The organism is Streptomyces sp. H27-D2, from assembly GCF_035828615.1.
In the GTDB taxonomy this organism is placed as follows: domain Bacteria; phylum Actinomycetota; class Actinomycetes; order Streptomycetales; family Streptomycetaceae; genus Streptomyces.
Genome location: NZ_JAYMZR010000043.1, coordinates 1 through 21,444 on the forward strand (window position 1 = coordinate 1; position 21,444 = coordinate 21,444).

Annotated in this window: 10 protein-coding genes and 1 pseudogene; 6 read left to right on the top strand and 5 right to left on the bottom strand. The window is 73.3% G+C overall.

From position 1 onward, the window contains the following. Positions 1-200: 200 nt before the first annotated feature. Positions 201-758, bottom strand: a complete 558-nt coding sequence (locus QMK28_RS17830) for a MarR family winged helix-turn-helix transcriptional regulator (RefSeq protein WP_326439048.1) — start codon at positions 756-758, stop codon at positions 201-203. A gap of 155 nt (positions 759-913) precedes the next feature. On the opposite strand from QMK28_RS17830, the gene QMK28_RS17835 reads away from it, so the two are divergent. Then, complete coding sequence (locus QMK28_RS17835; RefSeq protein WP_326439107.1) at positions 914-2,263, top strand: MFS transporter; 1,350 nt, start codon at positions 914-916, stop codon at positions 2,261-2,263. A gap of 67 nt (positions 2,264-2,330) precedes the next feature. On the opposite strand, the gene QMK28_RS17840 is transcribed toward QMK28_RS17835, so the two are convergent. Together QMK28_RS17840 and QMK28_RS17845 are read right to left on the bottom strand one after the other, a co-directional pair. Continuing rightward, entirely contained in the window at positions 2,331-4,535 is a 2,205-nt protein-coding gene (locus QMK28_RS17840; RefSeq protein WP_326439050.1) for an ATP-binding SpoIIE family protein phosphatase, read from the bottom strand. 308 nt (positions 4,536-4,843) lie between these two features. Next, a complete protein-coding gene (locus QMK28_RS17845; protein ID WP_326439109.1) occupies positions 4,844-6,187 on the bottom strand; it encodes an NAD(P)/FAD-dependent oxidoreductase in 1,344 nt (447 codons plus the stop codon). A gap of 450 nt (positions 6,188-6,637) precedes the next feature. Between QMK28_RS17845 and QMK28_RS17850 the strand changes: the two genes are divergently transcribed. Together QMK28_RS17850 and QMK28_RS17855 are read left to right on the top strand one after the other, a co-directional pair. Beyond that, the gene (locus tag QMK28_RS17850) at positions 6,638-7,528 is read left to right on the top strand and encodes a TetR/AcrR family transcriptional regulator (protein WP_326439052.1); all 891 of its coding nucleotides are present in this window, start codon (positions 6,638-6,640) and stop codon (positions 7,526-7,528) included. 279 nt (positions 7,529-7,807) lie between these two features. Continuing rightward, positions 7,808-9,940 (top strand): sigma-70 family RNA polymerase sigma factor, encoded by a 2,133-nt coding sequence (locus QMK28_RS17855; RefSeq protein WP_326439054.1) that lies wholly within the window; start codon positions 7,808-7,810, stop codon positions 9,938-9,940. Between the two features lie 134 nt (positions 9,941-10,074). On the opposite strand, the gene QMK28_RS17860 is transcribed toward QMK28_RS17855, so the two are convergent. Beyond that, positions 10,075-13,608 (bottom strand): ATP-binding protein, encoded by a 3,534-nt coding sequence (locus QMK28_RS17860; RefSeq protein WP_326439056.1) that lies wholly within the window; start codon positions 13,606-13,608, stop codon positions 10,075-10,077. 245 nt (positions 13,609-13,853) lie between these two features. After that, positions 13,854-16,397, bottom strand: coding sequence for an asparagine synthase-related protein (locus QMK28_RS17865; protein WP_326439058.1), 2,544 nt, complete (start codon positions 16,395-16,397; stop codon positions 13,854-13,856). Between the two features lie 847 nt (positions 16,398-17,244). Here QMK28_RS17865 and QMK28_RS17870 point away from each other — a divergent pair. The 3 genes and pseudogenes from QMK28_RS17870 to QMK28_RS17880 form a co-directional block, all read left to right on the top strand. After that, a complete protein-coding gene (locus QMK28_RS17870; RefSeq protein ID WP_326439060.1) occupies positions 17,245-18,756 on the top strand; it encodes an MFS transporter in 1,512 nt (503 codons plus the stop codon). Between the two features lie 520 nt (positions 18,757-19,276). Next, positions 19,277-20,521 (top strand): L-2-hydroxyglutarate oxidase, encoded by a 1,245-nt coding sequence (lhgO, locus tag QMK28_RS17875; protein WP_326439111.1) that lies wholly within the window; start codon positions 19,277-19,279, stop codon positions 20,519-20,521. Positions 20,522-21,110: 589 nt separating this feature from the next. Beyond that, positions 21,111-21,444, top strand: a pseudogene (locus QMK28_RS17880) (hypothetical protein); the annotation flags it as partial.

Genomic DNA, 21,444 nt, shown 5'->3' on the forward strand with positions numbered 1-21,444 from the left:
TAGCGGATTCCCCCGGCGACTCATAATCGAGTCATCCGAGTCAATCGATTTGCATTCCGGCATGCCGAAATACGTCCCGATCAGGGGTCCTGCACAAATAGTGTGCCGCCGGTGCGGCGAGAGTGGCCGCCGCAGAACCGTGCAGGCTCTGTGGCAGCTCGAAGAACATTACGGATCGGTGCCACGCATGTCAACTTGCGTCAGTCAAGGTCATTTAGACGACCGCCGGCGTCCGGTTGGGCGTCTTCCACACGACGCAGCAGGCGCGTGAGCATCTCGCCGAGAGCGCCCCGTTCCTCCGTGGAGAGGTCCTGGAGCAGCTCCTCCTCGAAGACACTCGCCATCCTCATGGCGTCGTGCCACTTGTTCCGGCCCTCGTTCGTGAGCTCCACGATCACGCGGACCCGGTTGTTCTCGTCGCGCATCCGGGTGACCAGGCCCTCGGCGACCAGGCGGTCGATGCGGTGGGTCATCGCGGCGGGAGTGAGGCCGAGCCGTTTGGCCAGGTCGCTCGGGCCCATCCGGTACGGCTGGCCCGCGAGCACCAACGCCTTGAGGACCTCCCACTCGGCGTTGCTCAGGTCGAGGGTCGCGGTCTGGCGTCCGTACGCGACGTTCATTCGGCGGTTGAGGCGCTGGAGTGCCGATACAACGACCTCCACCTGCGGGTCGAGGTCCTGGAACTCCCGCTGATAAATCGCGATCTGCTCGTGGAGCGTCGGTTCCGGCTGGCTGGGCTGGCGGGGGGTGTCGGCCATGCGCGGAAGTATGACATGCAATCCGTTCGCGTTGAACTCCTTCGCTGTGTACTCTTAGGAGTCGAACTTTAGCTTTGAAGTCTTCAGGCTTCAGATATTCGGTCCGATACTTCTGTCCCTTCTCACGACCTAGGTAGGTGAGTGTGACCACCGCGATGGGCGCCGCGCTGCGCCGGATCCAGCTGGGGAACGCGCTGAGCGCGTTCGGCAACGGCTTCACTGTCCCGTTCCTGTTCATCTATGTGGCACAGGTCAGGGACCTCGGCGCGAGTACCGCAGGTGTGGTGCTCGCGACCTTCGCCGTGGCCGCGCTCGTCGTGCTGCCCTTCACCGGGCGGGCGATCGACCGGCGGGGGCCGTTGCCCGTGGCCGTCGTCGGCTCGGTGACCGCTGCCGTCGGATCGATGGGGCTCGGGCTGGCCGACAGCGAACCGCTCGTCATCGCCGCCGCCGGGATGCTCGGCGCGGGCATGGCCGTGGTCCAGCCGGCGCTGGCGACGATGATCGTGTGGTGCTCGACCACGGCCACCCGGTCCCGGGCCTTCGCGACCCAGTTCTTCCTGAACAACCTCGGGCTGGGCATCGGCGGGCTGATAGGCGGCCTGCTCGTGGACATCTCGGACCCGTCGAGCTTTGTGCGGCTGTTCTCCATCGAGGCGGCGATGTTCCTGGTGCTGGGTGCGGCCATCGCGACCGTACGGCTCCCGAAGACGCCCAAGGTGGAGGACGCGGTCCCCACCGACGAGACCGCCAAGGGCGGCTGGCGGACGATCTTCGCCGACCGGGGCATGGTGCAGCTGTGCCTGCTGGGCTTCGTGATGTTCTTCGCCTGCTACGGACAGTTCGAGTCGGGGCTCTCCGCCTTCGCGGTGGAAGTCACCCGGATCTCGCCCGCGACGCTCGGTGTCGCGCTGGCCGCCAATACAGCCGTCATCGTGCTCGCGCAGTTCGTCGTGCTCAGGCTGGTGGAGCGGCGGCGGCGCAGCCGGGTGATCGCGCTCGTCGGGCTGATCTGGACGGTTGCGTGGCTGGTCGCCGGGGTCTCCGGGCTCGTGCACGGCAGCCAGGCCGTCGCGACGGCCGCGATCATCGGGACCTACATGTTGTTCGGGCTCGGTGAGTCCATGCTGTCGCCGACGGTGGCGCCGCTGGTCGCGGACCTCGCGCCGTCCAGGCTGATCGGGCAGTACAACGCGGCTTTCGCGCTGGTCAAGCAGCTCGCGCTGGCGCTTGGTCCTGCGGTCGGCGGGCTGATGGCCGGGGCCGGGGTGTACACGGCGTACATCGCGATGCTGGTCGTGTGCTCGCTGGGCATCTCGGTGCTCGCGCTGCGGATGGGCAAGCGGCTGACTCCTGGGCAGGACAGTCCGCTGCGGGTGCCCGCGCCGGAGTCGGGGTCCGGGCCCGGGTCGATTGTCGTGCGCCGGTCTGTGCCCGCTGAGCGGGCCGATTCCGCTCAGTCGGTGCCTGCTTCTGCCGCTGAGTCCGTGCCGGCCTCCGTTTGATTTCGTCACAACGCCCCTGGTCGGAGAAGCGCGCGCTTCTCCGGCCAGGGGCGTTCGTCGTTACCGCTCAGCCGCGCGGGAGCGCGAACTCGCACCAGACGGCTTTGCCGCCGCCGGGGGTGCGGCGGGACCCCCAGGAGGAGGCGATCGTCGCGACGATGGAGATGCCGCGCCCCGCTTCGTCGATCGGCTCCGCGCGGCGGCGGCGCGGCAGGTGGTCGTCGCCGTCGGTCACTTCGATGATCAGGCGGCGGTCGGTACGGCGCAGCCGCAGCCGCATCGGGGGTGTGCCGTGCTGGAGGGAGTTCGCGACCAGCTCGCTGGCCGCCAGCACGCCCAGATCGCGCAGCTCGGTGGGAAAACGCCAGCTGGCGAGGACGCCGGTGGCGAACGCGCGGGCTCGGGGCGCTGCTTCGATGCCGCCGAGCAGCTCCAGCGCGGCGTTGTGGAACAGCTCCGCGTCGTGGCCCGTACGGGCGGGGTATTCGAGGACGAGCACGGCGACGTCGTCATCGTGCTCGGCGGTGACGCCCAGCGCGCGCAGCAGCCGGTCGCAGACGATCTGCGGGGTTCCGGTGGCTCCGGCGAAGGCGCGTTCCAGGGCGGCGACGCCGTCGTCGATGTCCTGGTCACGGCGCTCGACGAGGCCGTCCGTATAGAGGACAGCGGCGGAGCCGGGGCCGAGCGGGACGGAGCCGGAGGCGTGCAGCCAGCCGCCGGTGCCGAGCGGGGGGCCTGTCGGCTCGGCCGCGCGGCGGACGGTGCCGTCCGCGTCCCTGACGATGATCGGCAGATGGCCGGCCGAGGCGTAGACCAGGCGGCCCTCGTTGGGGTCGTGGACCGCGTAGACGCAGGTCGCGATCTGGCTGGCGTCGATTTCGGCGGCGAGGCCGTCGAGCAGCTGGAGCACTTCGTGCGGCGGCAGGTCCAGCCGGGCGTAGGCGCGGACGGCGGTGCGCAGCTGGCCCATGACGGCGGCGGCGCGGACGCCGCGGCCCATGACATCTCCGATGACCAGGGCCGTACGGCCGGCGCCGAGGGTGATGACGTCGTACCAGTCACCGCCGACGGCGGCCTCGGTGCCGCCGGGCTGGTAGGTCGCGGCGACGCGGAGGTCGTCGGGCTGTTCCAGCTCCTGCGGGAGGAGGCTGCGCTGGAGGGTGACGACCGCCTCGCGCTGGCGGCGTTCGCTGGCGCGGAGCCGCTCGGCGGATTCGACCTGGTCGGTGACCTCCGCGGCGAAGACAAGGACGCCGTGTTGGGGCGCGGGGTGGGGGGCGACGCGGGGGGCGGGTTGCGCTGCGGGGGTCGCGCCTGGTGCTGCTTTCGCCGCTGCTGCGGGGGCGGGGGTGGGCCCCGAGGCGACAGTTTGGCCTTGGGCTCGGCCATGGCCTTGGACGGTCTTGACTGCGGCATCCGGCGTGGGCGCGCGGCCGTCGCCCGTGGCGGATGTCGGACTGCCCGTCGTGTCGCCAGCGGCAGCGGCACTGGCGCCGACACCGCCGGACGCGCCGTCCGCCCCGCCGCCGTCAGCGCCGCTGCCCGTCGTACCGCCTGGCGTGACGGTGCCGGGCCCGCCGAACGCGACTGTCTGGGCGGTGGCCGCGATCACCGCTGCCGCCGGAACGGGCACGGCCGCTCCGACCTCGATCGGCGTGCAAGTGAAGGTGTAGTACCCCTGGCGGGGCAGGCCCGAGGGCGCGGCTCGGCTGCCGTCCTGCTCCGCCGTGTCGGCGCGGCCGGACATCGTCGAGGCGTCGGCCGGCTTGCGGCGGGATGCGGCGGCCTCGCCGGGCGAGCCGTCCTGGTCGGGTGCGCCGAAGCCGCCGGCCGGGACGCGGCGGGACTTGACCGTGCGCGGCTTGCCGCTGCGCAGGACCTGGTCCATGAGGGGCAGCAGGCCGAGTTCTTCCAGCTCGGGGAGGGCGTCGCGGGCTGTCCGGCCGGGCGTACGGCTGCCGAAGACGGCGGTGTAGGCGTCGTTGGCGTACGCGAGGCGGTGCTCCGGGCCGTAGAAGACCGCGACGAGGGCCGGGACCTGGCCCAGGATGTCCTGGACGGAGAGGGCCTCGATCGTGAGGGCCGGGGACGGTGGCGCGGCGGCTTCGGGGCTCGGGCCCGTCGCGCCGCTCGCTACGGAGGAGGCGGGTGCCGTACGGGCGGAGGCTTCGAGGTGCTCGCCGCGGGCGGCGGGGACCGCGCCGCTCTCCGTACGGGCGGCGGCGCGTCGCTGTGTACCGGGGAGCCGGGCGCTCCAGCGCGTGAAGTTCACTGAGGATTACCTCGCGGGGTCGTTCCGGACCAGCGCACCGACCGGCGCCCGGCACACCAGCGGCTGGTGGCGCAGCGACTGGAGATACGGGGGTCGGCCCCCCGGGGAAAACAGCAAACGTCCGATTCCTCGCGATTGTCACTCTTTGCAGATACGAGCCCACCCATGGTCACACGTCCAGTGTGACCGACCGGACTGACATCCGTCAGACGCAGGTGGGCACAACGGAGTTCCGGACTCCGCTCCGCCCGCCTCTCCGTACGCCAGGACGCCGCTCGGCCGGCCCGCCGCGCCTCGGGGTGTCGGCCTCAGCTCGCCTCGGGGTGTCGGCCTGTACCGGCCGCGAGTTCGAATTCGGCGCGTGGGTGTTCCAGCGAGCCGAGCGAGACGATCTCGCGCTTGAAGAAGGCGGCTAGGGTCCATTCGGCCAGCACCCTGGCCTTGCGGTTGAAGGTGGGGACGCGGCTCAGGTGGTAGGCACGGTGCATGAACCAGGCCGGGTAGCCCTTGAACTTGCGGCCGTAGATGTGGGCGACGCCCTTGTGGAGGCCGAGCGAGGCGACCGATCCGGCGTACTTGTGCTCGTAGTCCCTGACCTCCTCGCCGCGCAGCGACGCGAGGAGGTTGTCGGCGAGCACCTTGGCCTGGCGGACGGCGTGCTGGGCGTTCGGCGCGCACTCCTTGCCGGCCTCATCGGAGGTGAGGTCCGGTACGGCGGCGGCGTCGCCGGCGGCCCACGCGTGTTCGACGCCCCGCACCTGGAGGGCGGCTGTGGCGTCGAGCCGGCCGCGCTCGTTGAGCGGCAGGTCGGTCGCGGCCAGGATCGGATGCGGCTTCACCCCGGCGGTCCACACCAGGGTCCTGGCCGGGTAGCGGGCGCCGTCGCTGAGGACGGCGACGCGGCCCTCACAACTGTCGAGACGGGTGTTCAGGCGCACGTCGATATTGCGGCTGCGCAGTTCGCGGACGGCGTACTGGCCCATCTCCTCGCCCACCTCCGGGAGGATTTTCCCGGAGGCCTCGACGAGAATCCATTTCATGTCCTCGGCTTTGATGTTGTGGTAATACCGGACGGCATAACGAGCCATATCCTCCAGCTCGGCCAGCGCTTCCACTCCGGCGTAGCCGCCGCCGACGAAGACGAAGGTCAGCGCGGCGTCCCGGACGGCCGGGTCGCGGGTCGAGGACGCGATGTCGAGTTGCTCCAGGACGTGGTTGCGCAGGCCGATGGCCTCTTCGACCGTCTTGAAGCCGACGCCGAACTCCGCGAGGCCGGGGATCGGCAGCGTGCGGGAGACCGAGCCGGGGGCCAGGACCAGTTCCTCGTAATGGACCTCGATCGCCCCGGAGCCCTCTTCCTCGGTGGCGAGCGTGGTGATCGTCGCGGTGCGCTTCGCGTGATCGATGGCGGTGGCTTCACCGATGATGACCTGGCATTTGGGCAGCACGCGGCGCAGCGGCACGACGACATGGCGTGGGGAGATCGATCCGGCGGCGGCTTCCGGGAGGAAGGGCTGGTACGTCATGTACGGCTCGGGGTCGATCACCATGACCTGAGCCTCGCCGCTCTTCAGCTTCCGCTGGAGGCGCAGCGCCGTGTACATCCCGACATAGCCGCCGCCGATGACGAGAATGCGCGCCGGTTCCTGCACAGCCGGTTCCACGGCCGGATCCACAGCCGGTTCCTTCACAAAGGGCCTCCTCGCGGTGTCGCTCAGCCGAGTGGGAGCACCGGCCCAGGACCCGGGTGGCCCCCGGGGAAGGCACAGCACCCTCCCATGACGCACTGGCAGCGGGCGTTTGTCCACAGCCCCTTCGAAATGTATGACCGGTGCCGAGGGGTGGCCGCAGGGGCCGTATCGGTCGGCTGAGGAGAGAGGAGCGCAGGTCAGCGCGAGGGTGTGGGAGGGGCGGGGGGCATCCGATCGGGGCGGAAGATCCCCATACTCCGATCGGGGGGTGGTCTGTCCGGAACCACCCCCTTCTTTCTGGACCTGCCCTCAACTATGTTCGTTTCGATACACGTCGGGGTGCCGAGACTGTGCTCCGGCGGTCAGGGCGGGGAGTCTCCGGGGGGAGACGTCATCACCGGGGGAATTGTTATGCACATTCAGAGCTCTCAATGGTCGACTGCTGTCGCGTCGGTTTCGGACGGAAACAGCCGAAACGCCCCTCTGCGGGTGGACGCACAGCGCAATCTGGAACACGTGCTGCGTGCGGCGCGCGAGGTCTTCGGCGAGCTGGGATACGGCGCGCCCATGGAAGACGTGGCGCGGCGGGCGCGGGTGGGTGTGGGGACGGTCTACCGCCGGTTCCCGAGCAAGGACGTACTGGTCCGACGGATAGCCGAGGAAGAGACCGCTCGGCTCACCGATCAGGCGAGGTCGGCGCTGGGGCAGGAGGACGAGCCGTGGTCGGCGCTGTCCCGGTTCCTGCGGACCTCGGTCGCTTCCGGCGCGGGGCGGCTGTTGCCGCCTCAGGTGCTGCGGGTGGGCGTCGACGCGGACGCTTCGGTGGACGGCGGCGGGAATGGGGTCGTCGGGCCGGGGATCGGCGCGCTGAGCGCGGGCGGTCCGTCGGCGGGCAGCCTGGTGGCCGAGATGAACGGCGGATCGGCCGCGCCGGTGGAAGCACGGGTACCGCAGCAGCGTCAACCACAGCAGGTGCAACATCTGCAGCAGGCGCACCAGTCGCAACAGCCGGATTCCTGGGCTGACACGCAGCCCGACACACAGCCTGACCTGCGGCTCGTTGAGCCGCAGCGCTCGGTGGAGGAGGAGCGGGACGACACCGGTGCCGCGATGCTGCTGGAGGTCGTCGGCCGGCTCGTCGACCGCGCGCGGGCGGCGGGCGAGCTGCGCCCGGACGTCACGGTCGCCGATGTTCTGCTGGTGATCGCGACGGCTGCGCCCTCGCTGCCCGACCCCGCGCAGCAAGCGGCGGCGTCGGCCCGGCTGTTGGACATCCTGCTCGAAGGGCTCCGCTCTCGGTGAAGTCCGCGTTCAGGTGACCGGAGCCGTTCGCGGCGGGGAAAGCCTCTCGCGGCGGCAGGAGCCATTCACGGTCGACAACGTCGACAACGCGGATAACGCGGATAACAAAACATTGTGGAAGAGCTTTCCCCGAATGGGTGAACGCTGGTACTCCCCGGAGCGAAGTCGCCCCGGACGAGTGGTTGGTCGGCTTGACGGATGGGCGGGGCACTTCGGTGTGGCACGCTTGCCCGGTGTTCGGGTGCGACGGCGTTTACGGCGTGTGCGGGGGCTTCCGCTATGAGTGGTGACGGTCGGGACGAGCCGCGCGAAAGCGGTGAGATCCGCTCCGGTGAATGGCGGGATCCGAGCGGGCTTCCCGCGCGGAATGCTCCAGGTCAAAGCCCCGAGCAAGTACCGGAACAGGGCGGCCCTTTCGCCGCTGGTTCCGGCGCTTCCCGCCATCCCGAAACTTTCTCGTCCACGGCTTCGCCCTCGGCCTCGCCTTCGAGTGGGTCCGGCGACGCGTCCGGGACCGGGGCCGGGTCTGCGGCTGCGCCCGGCGGCGCTTCACGCGCGCCCGGCGAGACGGCGGAACGCGCCAGGTCGCGGCCGGGCGGGTCCGCGCGCGCCGGGGCCGGGGCCGAGCAGAACGTGCCGCAGCAGCGGGAAGTCGACGAGGGCAACACCGCCCCCGAAGTACCGCCCTCCGACACCGAATTGGTCGCCCGGATGCGCGGCGGCGGCAGCAGCGCGTACGAGGAGCTCTACCGGCGGCATGCCGACGCGGTGCGCCGGTACGCCCGTAGCTGCTGCCGCGACGCCCACACCGCCGAGGACCTGACGGGCGAGGTGTTCGCGCGCACGCTCCAGGCCGTACGGGGCGGTGCGGGGCCCGATTCCGCCGTGCGCGCGTATCTGCTGACCACCGTGCGACGGGTCGCCGCAGCCTGGGCGAAGACGGCGACGCGCGAGCAACTGGTCGAGGACTTCGCGGTCTTCGCGTCCACCTCGGCCCGGCAGCCGACGGACGACGACACCCTGGACCTGGGCGCGGACGTACGGGCCATGCAGGAGGCCGAGCAGTCGATGGCCGTGCAGGCGTTCCGCAGCCTGCCGGAGCGCTGGCAGACCGTGCTGTGGCACACCACCGTCGAGGACGAGTCGCCGAGCGAGGTCGCGCCGCTGCTCGGACTGACGGCCAACGCGACGGCGGTGCTGGCGCACCGGGCCCGCGAGGGGTTGAAACAGGCCTATCTGCAGGCGCATGTGAGCACCTCGCTGACGGCCGGCGGCGACTGCGCGCGCTACGCCGACCGGTTGGGCGCGTACGCGCGCGGCGGCCTGCGGATGCGGGCCGAGCGCGGGCTGCGCAAGCACCTGGAGGACTGCGCGAAATGCCGTTCGGCGGCCATGGAGGTCGCGGACGTCAACGAGCGGCTGCGCGAGCTGCTGCCGCTCGCGGTCATCGGGTGGTTCGCCGCCGGGTACACGCTCAAGGCCGCCGGGATCGTGGCGGGCGTCGCGGGAGCCGGCGCCGCCGGCAGTGCGGCCGCGGCTACCGGCGCGGCGGGCGCGGGGGCCGGCGCCGGGGCGGGAGGCGCGGCCGTTTCCGAGGGGCTGGGCGCTCCCGCGAAGGCCGGTATCGCGGCGGGTGTGGTGGTCGCGGCCGGTGCCGCGATCGCGCTCGCCCTCGCGGGCTCGGACGCCGAGCCGCCGGAGAAACCGCAGGCGAAGCCGTCGGCCGCGCCGGTCGTACCGAACCCGGAACCGGAACCGGACAAGCCCACGCCGTCGGCGTCGGCGAAACCCAAGCCGAAGCCTCCGCCGCCCAGTGCGGCGGCCAAGCCCGTCCCCATCCCGAAGCCCAAACCCAAGCCGTCCCCCACCCCGCGGAAGCCCATCCCCAAGCCGCCTCCGCCGAAACCGGCTCCCAAGCCGCCGCCCCCGGAGCCGCCGCCACCACCGAAGCCCCAACCGCCGGCCCCCGCGCCCGCGCCGGTCGTCTTCCCGGTCAACGAGCTGAGGTACGACCTGCTCGGCGACGGCAGCAAGCCGGAGGTCCGCAGCGGCGGGAGCAGTTGGCTGTGGCAGCGCTGGAACACCCGGATCGGCGGCAAGAGTTACGGGAACGGGGTGACCGTCCGCGCGCCGTCCTCCGTACTGATCGACCTCAACCGGTCCTGCGCGTCCTACGACGCGTTCGTCGGGGTGGACGACATGACGCTGGGTCTCGGCGCGGCGCGGTTCTCCGTCTACGGGGACGGGGCGCGGCTGTGGCAGTCCGGTGTCGTACGGGCCGGGAGCCCGGCGGTGCCGGTGCATGTGCCGCTGGCGGGCCGTAAGACGCTGCGGCTGGTGGTCGAGCCGCGGACGCAGTTCGACTCGGTCGCGCTCGCTGACTGGGCGCAGTCGCGGATCAGTTGTCAGTAGGGGCGTCGGTGGCGGTTGCGGGGGGCGGTTGCCGGGGCTCCAGAGCAGGGCGGGGCGCGGCAGAACGGAGCGCGGTGCGGAGCTGGTGGGAGCGGGTTCCTGCCCAAGGGAGGCGGGAGCCGATCGCCCCGGGCTCAGTCGCCCCGTAGGACAGTGTCGAGGAGCGCGAGCGCGTCCTCCACGCCGAGCTTCGCGCCCCCCGCGTGCAGTTCCTCGTACGCGCCCCCGCCCAGCGCCTCGCGCGCCCGCGCTTCGCTGCGGTCCGTGTCCTCGCGATCGGGTACCGAGCGGGGCAACGGGTCGCGCCAGGCGTCGGCCGCGCCCAGCAGTCGGGCGGCCGGAACGTACTCCCGCAGCATGATCAGCGCCTCGACGGCGCCCTCCAGCAGCGAGGCCCGGATGACTTCCGTGCACATCGCGTCGGACGCGGTCTTCAGGGCCGCGCGCAGGTCGCGCAGGCCACCGCGTGGGTCTCCGCCCGCGACGGCGATCCGGCCCTCGAGCCCGTCGACCGCCACCAGGAACTGCGGCGGCGGGGTGCCCCGGGACGCCTCGTGCCGTCCGGCCGCGCACAGCTCGCGCGCCAGGTCGAGCGAGCCGCGCCGCAGTTGGATGAGCGTGTTCAGGAAGAGGCCGAACACCCGGGCATCCTGGACACCGTGCCTCTCGGCCTCCTCCTCGGTCCGGCGCAGCAGCTTCTCGGCGGTCTCCGTGTCCCCGAACTGGTAGTGGAGTTCGGCGAGCCTGCCGATCAGGAACGGCGCCTCGGCGTGCGCGCCCAGCTCGTGACCGAGCCGCAGCGCCTCCTCGTAGGCGGCGCGCGCCTGCGGGAACCGGCCGCGCGCCGCCTCGATCTCGCCGCTCGCGCCTTCCAACTGAGCCAGCATCCACCGGTCGCCGACCCGGCGGCTGAGCGCCCGCAGCTCCGTACGGTCCGCTTCGGCGCGGTCCATGCCGCCGGGTGAGTCGATGGCCAGATGCGCCCGGAACATCAGCGCGATGCCGAGCGCCCACTCGTCCCCGTGGCTGCGGCAGTTGTCCACGGAGGTGTCCAGCCGCGGTCTGACGGCCGCGAAACCGTCCGCGAAGCCGTCCGCGAAGGACCCGGAGAACGGCCAGAGCAGGCCGGGGAAGCGCACGCCGGCGGCGCTCGGCTTGCTGTAGAGGGCTTGGATGCGACGGGACTGAGCCAGCATTTCGGGGGTGTGCGCGTGGCGCTCCGCGCGCTGCTCCGAGAGCAGAAAGTGGTAGAGCAGCCGCAGGTCGGTACGGGCCCAGTTGTCGGGGTCGTTCTCCGGGGCGTCGGGGTCGGGAGGGGTGGTCTGGGCAAGAGGGCCGGGAGGGCCGGTTGGGGCGGCTGGGGCGGCTGGGGCGGTGAAGCCGGTGGCAGGGGTGGCGGCGGTGGCGGCGGACGGGCCGTTCCGGTCATCAAGGTGATCCAGGCCGTCCAGGTCGTCCCGTGCATCCGGGTAGAGAGGGTCCGGGCCGAGTTCCATCGCCTGCGCGGCCCAGGCCGCGCCCTCTTCCCGGTAGCTGCGGAGCCACCAGAACCACCCCAGGGCGAGGACCAGCCCCACCGCCGACCTTTCGTCCGCAGCCGTGACGCTGCGATGCAGGGCGGCGCGCAGATTGTCGAGCTCGGTCTCGACGGAGCGCAGCCAGGGGAGTTGCTCGGCGGAGCGCAGCCGGGGCTCGGTGTCCCGGGCGAAGGCCAGGAAGTGGCCGGTGTGCCGGTGGGCGGTCACGGCACGATCGGCGGGATGCTCGGCGGCGCGCTCCGTCGCGTACTCGTGGATGGTCTCCAGCATCCGATAGCGGACGCCGTGGTCATCGGCCGGCGCGTCCAGGTAATCGACCACCAGGAGCGACTTGTCGGCCAACGCGCCCAGCAGGTCGAGCACGTCGTCGGCGGACAGGTCCGCGTCGGCGCACACCGCCTCGGCGGAGGCCAGCGTCCAGCCGCCCGCGAAGACGGACACCCGGCGCAGCACTGTGCGCTCGCGCTCGTCCAGCAGGTCCCACGACCAGTCGACGACGGCGCGCAGCGTCTGCTGGCGCGGCAGTACGGTCCGGCTGCCGCTCGTCAGCAGCTGGAAGCGGTCGTCCAGTCGGTCGGCGATCTGGCGCGGGGACAGCAGCCGCAGCCGGGCTGCGGCGAGTTCGATGGCGAGCGGCAGCCCGTCGAGCCGACGGCAGATCTCGGCGACGGCGTGCCGCGTGGACCAGTCCCGCCCGGCGTCGAATCCTGGCCGCACGGAGGCGGCGCGTTCGGCGAAGAGCCGGTGCGCGGGGGCGGGTTCCAGCGGCTCCAGGGGGCGCACGGCCTCACCCTGCACGCCCAGCGGCTCGCGGCTGGTGGCCAGCACGGTGACGCCGGGGCAGTTGGTCAGCAACGCCTCGGCGAGGGTCGCCGCCGCGTCGATCACGTGCTCGCAGTTGTCGAGGAGCAGCAGCAATCGCCGGTGCGCGCAGTACTCGATGAGGCGCGCGGTCGGATCGGCGCTCTCCATGCCGGTACGGGCCTCCAGCGCGGCGCTGAGGATGTTCGTATCGCGAAGGCCGAGGGCGTTGAGGACCGCGCCGGGCACGGCGGAGGGGTGATCCAACGGTGCCAGTTCGGCGATCCAGACGCCGTCCGGCTGTGTGGCCGCGAGAGCGCCCGCGACTTCCTCGGACAGCCGTGTCTTGCCGGAGCCCCCCGGCCCGGTGAGCGTGATGAGCCGGTTGCCGCGCAGCTCAGCCCGGAGTGTCGCGAGTTCGGCGTCGCGGCCGACGAAGCTGGTGAGGCGGGCGCGGAGGTTGCCGCGGGGGGCGCGTGCCGGGCGGGTTGCCTGCGCGCCGGGGGCTCGCGCGACAGATTGTGCGCCGGTGTTCGCGCCCGTACGCATCCCCGGCCACGTAGTCGGATCAGCCCCCTCGCCCATGCCCACCCCCGTACCCGCGAGCAGCTCGCCGTACAGGGCCCGCAGCTCCGGTCCGGGGTCCGTGCCGAGGCGGTCGGCGAGGGTGCGGCGGGCGTCCTCGTAGGCGGCGAGAGCGTCGGCGGGGCGGCCTGCGGCGCGTAGGGCGCGGATCAGCTGGGTGCGGAACGGCTCGTCGAGGTCGTGTTCGACGACGAGTTCGCGCAGCTCGGGTACGAGGTCGGCGGCCCGGCCGAGGGCCAGGTCGGCGTCGACGCGACGGTGCAGGGCGGTGAGCCGCAGTGCCTCGGCGCGGGCGGCGACCGCGCCCCGGTCGGGCAGATCGGCGAGCGCGGGCCCCCGCCACAGGGCGAGCGCGGCCCGCAGCGCGGTGGCGGCGGTGGCCGGGTCCTCGGCGTCCAGCGCTCGCGCGCCCTCGTCCGCGAGCTGTTCGAAGCGGGGCAGGTCGATGTCGTACGGGGACGCGGCCAGCCGGTAGCCGCCCGGTCCTGAGACGACCGCCTCCTTGCCGAGGGCGCGGCGCAGCCGTCCGACGAGCGCCTGGAGTGCGGCGGGGGCGTCCTGCGGCGGGTCCTGCGGCCACACCTCGCCGATGAGCACCTCGACGGGCACCACAGCGACCGGCCCGGTACGCCCCACCCGCAGCGCGAGCGCGGCGAGCAGCGCCCGGAGCCGTGGCCCGCCGAGCGAAACGGTATGGCCGAACTCGTCGCATACCTCGGTGGTGCCCAGGATCAGATACCGCACGGCCCCATTGTCAGGTGTTCGGGCCGAATGCACGCGGGAGTTTTCCCGGGTGGGCGGGCGTAGGAGGGGAGCGAGGGGCGCGGGCGGAGCGATTCGGGTGGCCTCGCAGCGGCCGAGGCTCAGGTGCTGTTGGGGCCCGGCACCGCACACGGGCCCCAACAGCACCTGCGACCCCAACACCACCTGCGAGCCGAGGGCACCGCTCCCCCGGCTCAGCCAGTACGCCTCTCGGGCCCCTCCGCCCCTCAAAGGCTCGGCCGAGGAATCACGCCCCCCGCCACAGCCCGCTGGCGCGGCGCGGACGAGCCCGTCCAGCAGGTGCCCCGCCGGGCGAGCAGCCGGCGCAGCCAGATCTCCGTGGAGACCAGTTCGGCGAGCCCGTCGAGGGGCAGGGCTGCGCCTTCCGCCGCCGCGCGGAGCGCCTGGCGTACGACGCGGGCCTCGATCAGGCCGGCGTCGGCCAGCAGCGGGGCGTCGAAGAGGGAGACCAGCTGACCGATGGACTGGCGCAGCCCGGCCCGTACGGCTGCGGTCTGGGAGGCCTGGGAGGTGACGCCCCAGCCCGGCGGGAGTTCGCGGACGCCGGCTCCGGCCAGGACGGCGCGCAGCACTTGGGCGCGCGCCCCCGGTTGTACGCGGAGCGCCTCGGGGAGCGCGCGGCAGGCGCGGACGACCTGGTTGTCGAGGAATGGGGCGTGCAGGCGCTGACTGCGGACTTCTACGGCCTGCTCGAAGATGCGGTGGTCGGCCGCGTGGCGGGCGAGGGCGGCGCGGGCGCGGCGCTCGCCGGGCGGCTCGGCGGTGGCGGGACGGCCCGCCGCCTCGTGGAGGCGAACCGATACTTCAGCGAGTGCCTCGCCGGTCAGCCAGCGCGCGGCGGGGCCGGGCCGGCACCAGGACAGGGCGGCGAGCGAGGCGTTCACCGCGCCCCCGCCCCGGGACCGTCGGGAGCCGGACGAGCCGTTCACCGCGCCGCCGTGCCCGTTCCAGGCCTCCTCCCCGAAACCGCCGCCGGGCCCGTCCACGTCCTCGTCGCCGACGCCGATTCCGTCCGCGCCGTCGTCGAAGCGTCGCTCCAGCAGCCTGTTCGCCGCGTCCGCGATGCCCGCTCCGTAGGGCGTGCGGGCGAGCTTCCGCGCCGCCCGGTAGACCGTGAACGGGACGAACAGCGAGTTGCCCGACGGCCCGTCCGCCTTCGCCAGTGCGGCCATCGGGCGCAGCAGATGGCGTCGTTGGCGGTCCATGAGCAGGTCGGCGAGGCGCGCCGGGTGCGCGTCCAGTACCTGGCGCGCGCCGTGGCCCACGAGGTGGTCCGCGCTGCCGGCCGACAGCCTGCGCCGGTGCCGCTCGGCGATGACGAGTGAGGGGCCGGGCTCGTCGGTGAGCGGCCCGCTCTCCAGGTCGGCGTACGGGAGGGCTTCCTCGCCCGCCGCGACGACGACGTGGTGCAGCCGCGGGTTCGACGCGATGCTGCGCGCCCGTTCCAGCTCGGCCTCGCGGTCGCCCTGAGCGTCGCCCGGCCCGTCGTCGGCCGCCGGTCCGCCGCCTGTGGCGAGGTCGTTGAAGGTGACGGCGAGGAGCCGTTCGCCCGCTTCCATGCCCTGGCCGAGGAGCGTGCCGGGGTTGCCGGGCAGTCCGGCGGCGAGCAGCGCGAGGGTCGCGGAGGCGCTGCCGCCGGACAGATCCGCCCCGATGCCCGGCGCGGGGCCGCCCGCGCGCGCCGCCCGGCGCTCGGCGGGGCCCATGCCGGGAACGGGCCCGGGGTCGAGGCCGCCGGGGTCGCTCTCCGGGGCGTGCCGGGGGGCCGAGAGCCGGGTCCGTACCGCCTCGATGAGCGCGTCGCGCACCCGGTCCACCGCTTCGTCGGGCGCGAGTTGGGAGGCGGCGACGGCGAGTGAGGCGGTCGGCTCGTAGCCGACGATCTCCCGGCCGCCACCGCTGTTGCGCCGGCCGCCCCCGTTGCCGCCGTACGCGCTGCCGCCGTCGCGGTACGGGTCGTCGGCGCCGCTGTGGCCGAAGCCACCGGGCGCGTAGGCCCCGGAGCCGGACCCCGGCCCTGCCTGCGACCCGTATCCGGGGGACGGGTCGCCCGAGGACCCGTACGCGCCGGCCGAGCCCCCCGGACCGGATGCGGACGCCGACGAGGACGACGCGGAGGAGTACGCTGACGAACCGGAGCCGTTCGCGGCCGGCGTGCCGGGCATGGGCGCGGAGCCGCGCAGGATCAGCGCGTGGCCCGGCGGCACCCGGCGCACGCCCATGTAGGGCGTGCCGTCGCCGAGCGCCTCGGGCGCGTCCGGACAGGCGAGCAGCGCGGCGAGGTGGCCGACGTCGAGCTGCGCCTCGATGAGGTCGGCGAGGGGCAGCGCGGCGGTCGCGTACGCGGTGCCGCCCGCCCACGGGGTGTGGAACACCGGCCGGGCGCCCGCCAGATCGCCGGCCACCGTGATGCGGCGGCCGACCTGCGCGACGGCGGTGTAGCTGCCGGACCAGGCGGTGAGGTGGCGCAGCGCCCCGCCCCGGGCGGCGAAGAGGCCGACGCGCAGTTCCTCGTCGGTCGCGCCGCAGCAGCCGAAGACCGCGAGCCGGGTGAAGGGGTCGGCCTGGACGACGCGTACCTCGTCGGGACGCCAGTCGCCGACCGCCCAGAGCGGATCCGGGTCTCCCCACAGCAGTTGCGCGCCGACCGGATGGACCGCGCGGTCCGCCGAGCCGGACGCGGACAGCCCGTGGTCTCCGGCATGCGAAAGCCCGGCGGCGGTACTGCTCCACCCCACCAACCACCGCATCGCGGCCTCCACCCAACTCGCCGTCCGCCGGGGCGGACTGCCACCCCTTGATGCGGAATGGCGAAGTTGTCGCTGCGACCATGCTGCCACGACAACGGCGCGCGAGAGGCTCAAAAGGGGCGCGCGGGCATGGGTGTTCACGCTGGTTGTGCTTCGAGAGCGGAACGCGCGCCGCTTGCGGTGGGGCGGAATTCGACATTCCGGGGCTGTTCCGGGGGCTGCTGGGGACTGCCGGCGCTATTCCAGGGGCTGTTGGCCAGCTCCGGCGCGCTGAGCCCGGCCACCACCCCCGTCCGGAAGCATCCGCTGCGGTCCAGCCGTCGCCGACCCGGAACCAACAGGCCCAACTGTCCCAAGTGTCCGGACTCAACTGCCTCGAATCGGCCGCCCGGAGCCGCCCACGGCTGTCTTCCGGCCAATTCCGGCCGCTCACGGCTCTCCCCGGGCCTCCGCCGAACAGCGGCATTCAGCCAAAGTCGGCCGCGCTGCCGAAGGGGCGTACGGGCCCGCGACACCACAGTCCGGGAGGCGGTCGTCCGCCTCCCGGACCGTCCCGCCACCCGCGGGGAATGTGGTGGCGGTGTCCCCCAGCCCACTGGATCCAGTGCAGCGGGCCGACCCACGCACCTCCATGGAAGCGCTCCCGCTGTCGGCCAAACAGAGCGCACGAAAGGGCGCACGGCCACACACGGCCGGAGCACAGGCACACCACAAGGACGCAAGTACGGACCTGAATCCCGCCATCCGGCACGCCACCTCTTAACGGTCGGGATGCGGCGAACTACGCTGTGTTTACGAATGCCCCGCGCCTATGCCGGGGCGGCCGTCGGCGTGTCGAGGGGTGCGCATGTCCAGGGATCTACGCGGGCCGAACGAGAAGCTCGGCACCGTTCTCGCCCTCGCGGGGATCAGCAACGCCGGGCTCGCCCGCCGGGTCAACGACCTCGGTGGGCAGCGCGGGCTGACTCTTCGCTACGACAAAACGTCGGTCGCCCGCTGGGTGGCCAAAGGCATGGTGCCGCAGGGAGCCGCGCCCCATTTGATCGCTGCCGCGATCGGCAGCAAACTCGGGCGGCCCGTCCCGCTGCACGAGATCGGCCTCGCCGACGCCGATCCGGCGCCAGAGGTCGGCCTCGCCTTCCCGCGCGACGTCGGCCAGGCCGTACGGTCCGCCACCGAGCTCTACCGGCTGGACCTCGCGGGCCGCCGGGCCGGCAGCGGCGGCATATGGCAGAGCCTCGCCGGTTCGTTCGCGGTGAGCGCCTACGCGACGCCCGCCTCACGCTGGCTGATATCGCCCGCCGACAGCTCGGTGGCGCGCGAAGTCCATGACGCGCGCGCCGTGCTCGAAGGGCGGGCCGCGCTGGACTCCAAGGAGAGCGGCGGGGACGGCCTCGGCAAGGAGGGCAGCGCGAACGGCGCGACCGCGGACGCCACTCCGCAGCGCGTCGGCCACAGCGACGTCTCGAAGCTGCGCGAGGCGGCCGAGGACGCGCGCCGCTGGGACTCCAAGTACGGCGGCGGGGACTGGCGTTCGTCGATGGTCCCGGAGTGCCTGCGGGTCGACGCCGCGCCGCTGCTGCTCGCCTCGTACAGCGACGAGGTGGGCCGGGCGCTGTTCGGCGCGACCGCCGAACTGACCCGCCTCGCGGGCTGGATGGCCTTCGACACGGGCCAGCAGGAGGCCGCGCAGCGCTACTACATCCAGGCGCTGCGCCTGGCCCGCGCCGCCGCCGACGTACCGCTCGGCGGGTACGTACTCGCGTCGATGAGCCTGCAGGCCACCTACCGCGGCTTCGCCGACGAGGGCGTGGACCTCGCGCAGGCCGCGCTGGAACGCAACCGCGGCCTGGCGACGGCCCGCACGATGAGCTTCTTCCGGCTCATCGAGGCCCGCGCACACGCCAAGGCCGGCGACACGGCGGCCTGCGGCTCAGCGATCAAGGCCGCCGAGGGCTGGCTGGAACGCTCCCGGGCCGGCGACCCGGACCCGTCCTGGCTGGGTTTCTACTCCTACGACCGGCTCGCCGCCGACGCCGCCGAGTGCTACCGCGACCTGCGGCTGCCGCGCCAGGTGCGGCGCTTCACGGAGCAGGCGCTGTCCCGGCCGACCGAGGAGTTCGTCCGCTCGCACGGCCTGCGGCTGGTGGTCTCGGCCGTCGCCGAACTGGAGTCCGGAAACCTCGACGCGGCCTGCGCGGCGGGGACCCGGGCGGTGGAAGTCGCCGGACGGATCTCATCGGCCCGCACGACGGAGTACGTCCGGGACCTGCTGCACCGCCTGGAGCCGTACGGGGACGAGCCGCGGGTGGTGGAGCTGCGGGAGCGGGCGCGGCCGTTGTTGGTGGCGCCGGCTTAGGGGCGGGCGGCTGGGGCGGGTCTGCGCTGGGTCTGCGCCGGTTCTGCGCTGGGTCTGCCTCGGTGGCCGATCCGGTTCCGCGCGTGTTCCGTCTTGGGGGCCGGCCCGGTTCCGCGCCGGCCCCGGCTCGGGCGCCGGTCCGGTTCCGAGCCGAGTCCGCAGGGGCTCGCGCGCCGGGCTCGCGCGCCGGGCTCGCCCAGCTTCGCGCCGGTACCGTCCAGTTTCGCGCCGGTGGCTCCCGATTCCGTACCGAAGTGGGCGTGAGTCCGGGCACGAGTCTGCGCGGCGAGTACGGGCGGCGAGTACGGGCGCGCCCCCAGTCCAGCCGTCCAGCCCCTGGTAGGCAGGTGGCCAGGACCTGGTCAGCCGTTGGCCAACCCCTGGCCAACCGCATTGTCAGTGGTCCGCGCCATCATGGAGTCTGTCCGGATCGGGAGGTGTCGCGATGGCGTACGGCCGCATGGCACAGGGGAGCCCGTCGTACGGCGGCGGGCCGCAGCAGCGCATGCGTCGAAGCCGCATGCCGCAGAGCCGCGCTTCGTACGGCCGCGTGGCGTACGACGCCGACGTACTGGTGATCGGCGCGGGCATCGTCGGCCTTTCGACCGCGTACGCGATCACCCGGGCCGCCCCCGGCACCCGCGTCATGGTGCTGGAGAAGGAAACGGGCCCGGCTCGGCATCAGACGGGCCGCAACAGCGGCGTGATCCACAGCGGCATCTACTACCCGCCGGGTTCCCTGAAGGCGCAGTACGCGATCCAGGGCGCGGCGGAGATGGCGAAGTTCTGCGCCGGGCACGGCATCGCGCACGCGATCACCGGCAAGCTGATCATCGCGACCGAGCACACCGAGCTGCCCCGCCTGCACGCCCTGGTCCAGCGCGGGCGGGAGCACGGCATCCCGGTCCGCGAGCTGGGCCCGGCCCAGATAGCCGAATACGAGCCGCGGGTGCGCGGTCTCGCCGCGATTCACGTCGGGACGACGGGCGTGTGCGACTACGGGGCGGTGGCCGCGCAACTGGCCGGCCTCGCGGCGGACGAGAGCGCCGAGATCCGCTACGACACGGAGGTGCGCGCCATCGGGCGGCGCTCGGGCGCCGTCGCGGTCCGTACGGCCGACGGCTCGGTGATCCGCGCCCGCACGCTGGTGAACTGCGCGGGCCTGCACTCCGACCGCGTCGCCCGGCTCGCCGGTGACACCCCGCCCGTCCGGATCGTCCCGTTCCGCGGTGAGTACTACAAGCTGACGCCGGGCCGTACGGACCTGGTCCGCGGCCTGGTCTACCCGGTACCCGACCCGGCCTTCCCGTTCCTCGGGGTGCACCTGACCAGGGGCGTGGACGGCAGCGTCCACCTCGGCCCGAACGCGGTCCCGGCGCTCGCCCGGGAAGGGTACGACTGGTCGACGATCCGCCCCGCCGAGCTGGCCGGCACCCTCGCGTTCCCCGGCTCCTGGCGGATAGCCCGCCGCCACTGGCGCTACGGAGCGGGCGAACTCCACCGCTCCCTCTCCAAGCGCGCCTTCACGACCGCGGTCCGCCGGTTGCTCCCGGACGTCCGCGAAGAGGACCTGATCCCGTCACCGGCCGGCGTCCGGGCGCAGGCGGTCCGCAGCGACGGCACCCTCGTCGACGACTTCCTCTTCGCGGAGAGCGACCGCATGATCCACGTCCTGAACGCCCCGTCCCCGGCGGCGACGGCGGCGTTGCCGATCGGGCGGGAGGTGGCGCGCCGGGCGCTGGCGACGTTGCCGATACGGGCGTAGGCAGGGGATGTGGATACGGAGGGGTGACGACCGGGTGACGGGGTGACCGGGGTCGCGCCGACGGGCAGCCGCCCGCGAGCGGCTCCCCCGCCCCCGGCTCCGTAGAATCGGGTGCACTGTGAACGAACACCGCCTTGAGCCCCAAGCCCCAGCCCTTGCCCTCGACGCCGCCGATGGCCCCGCCGTCGTCGGAGGTCTCCACGACGCCGACGGCCGCCACATCGCTGAGCCCGCCGAGCCCGCTGAGCTCGCCGCGTCCGGCGCGCAGCGCGAAGCGCGGCCGGCAGTGCAGCCAGGGGCGCAGCGCGGAGTGCCCGAGGCCGCGCGGCCGGGCGCGGAGGCCGATGCGGGGGCCGGTGCAGGGGCCAGTACAGGGGCCGACGCAGGAGCCGACGCAGGTCGGGAGCCTGAAGTACGCCCCGGGGAGCAACCCGACGCCCCGCCGCCCGAAGCTCAGCCGGGGTCACGGCCCGCCGCACATGCCGACGTCGAGGCCCCCCTCTCTCCTCTCTCCCCCCTCCCCACGCACTCCCACCACTGGCCCCACGCGCCCCGTCGCCCGCACCCCACCCGCGAACCTCGTGAGCCGATGTTCCCGAACGGCCCGGCTGCCGACCCGGCGGGCTCGCATCACGAGCGCCGCATCCGTTCGTTCCAGCCGCGCCGCAGCCGGGTGACCGCCAACCAGGCCGACGCGCTGAACCGCCTGTGGCCGAAGTGGGGCCTGGACATCGACGGGCTGGCGCCGCTGGACCTCCGCGCGCTCTTCGCACCCCCGGAGCCCGTAGACACGCCCCCGGGGCCCCAGGGGCCCCTCCCGACCCTCGCCGCCACCCAGGCAAAGCCCACCAGCCCCACGGCCCCCTCCCCCTCCCCCTCCGCTGCGCCCTCCCTCCCCGTCGTTCTGGAGATCGGCTTCGGGA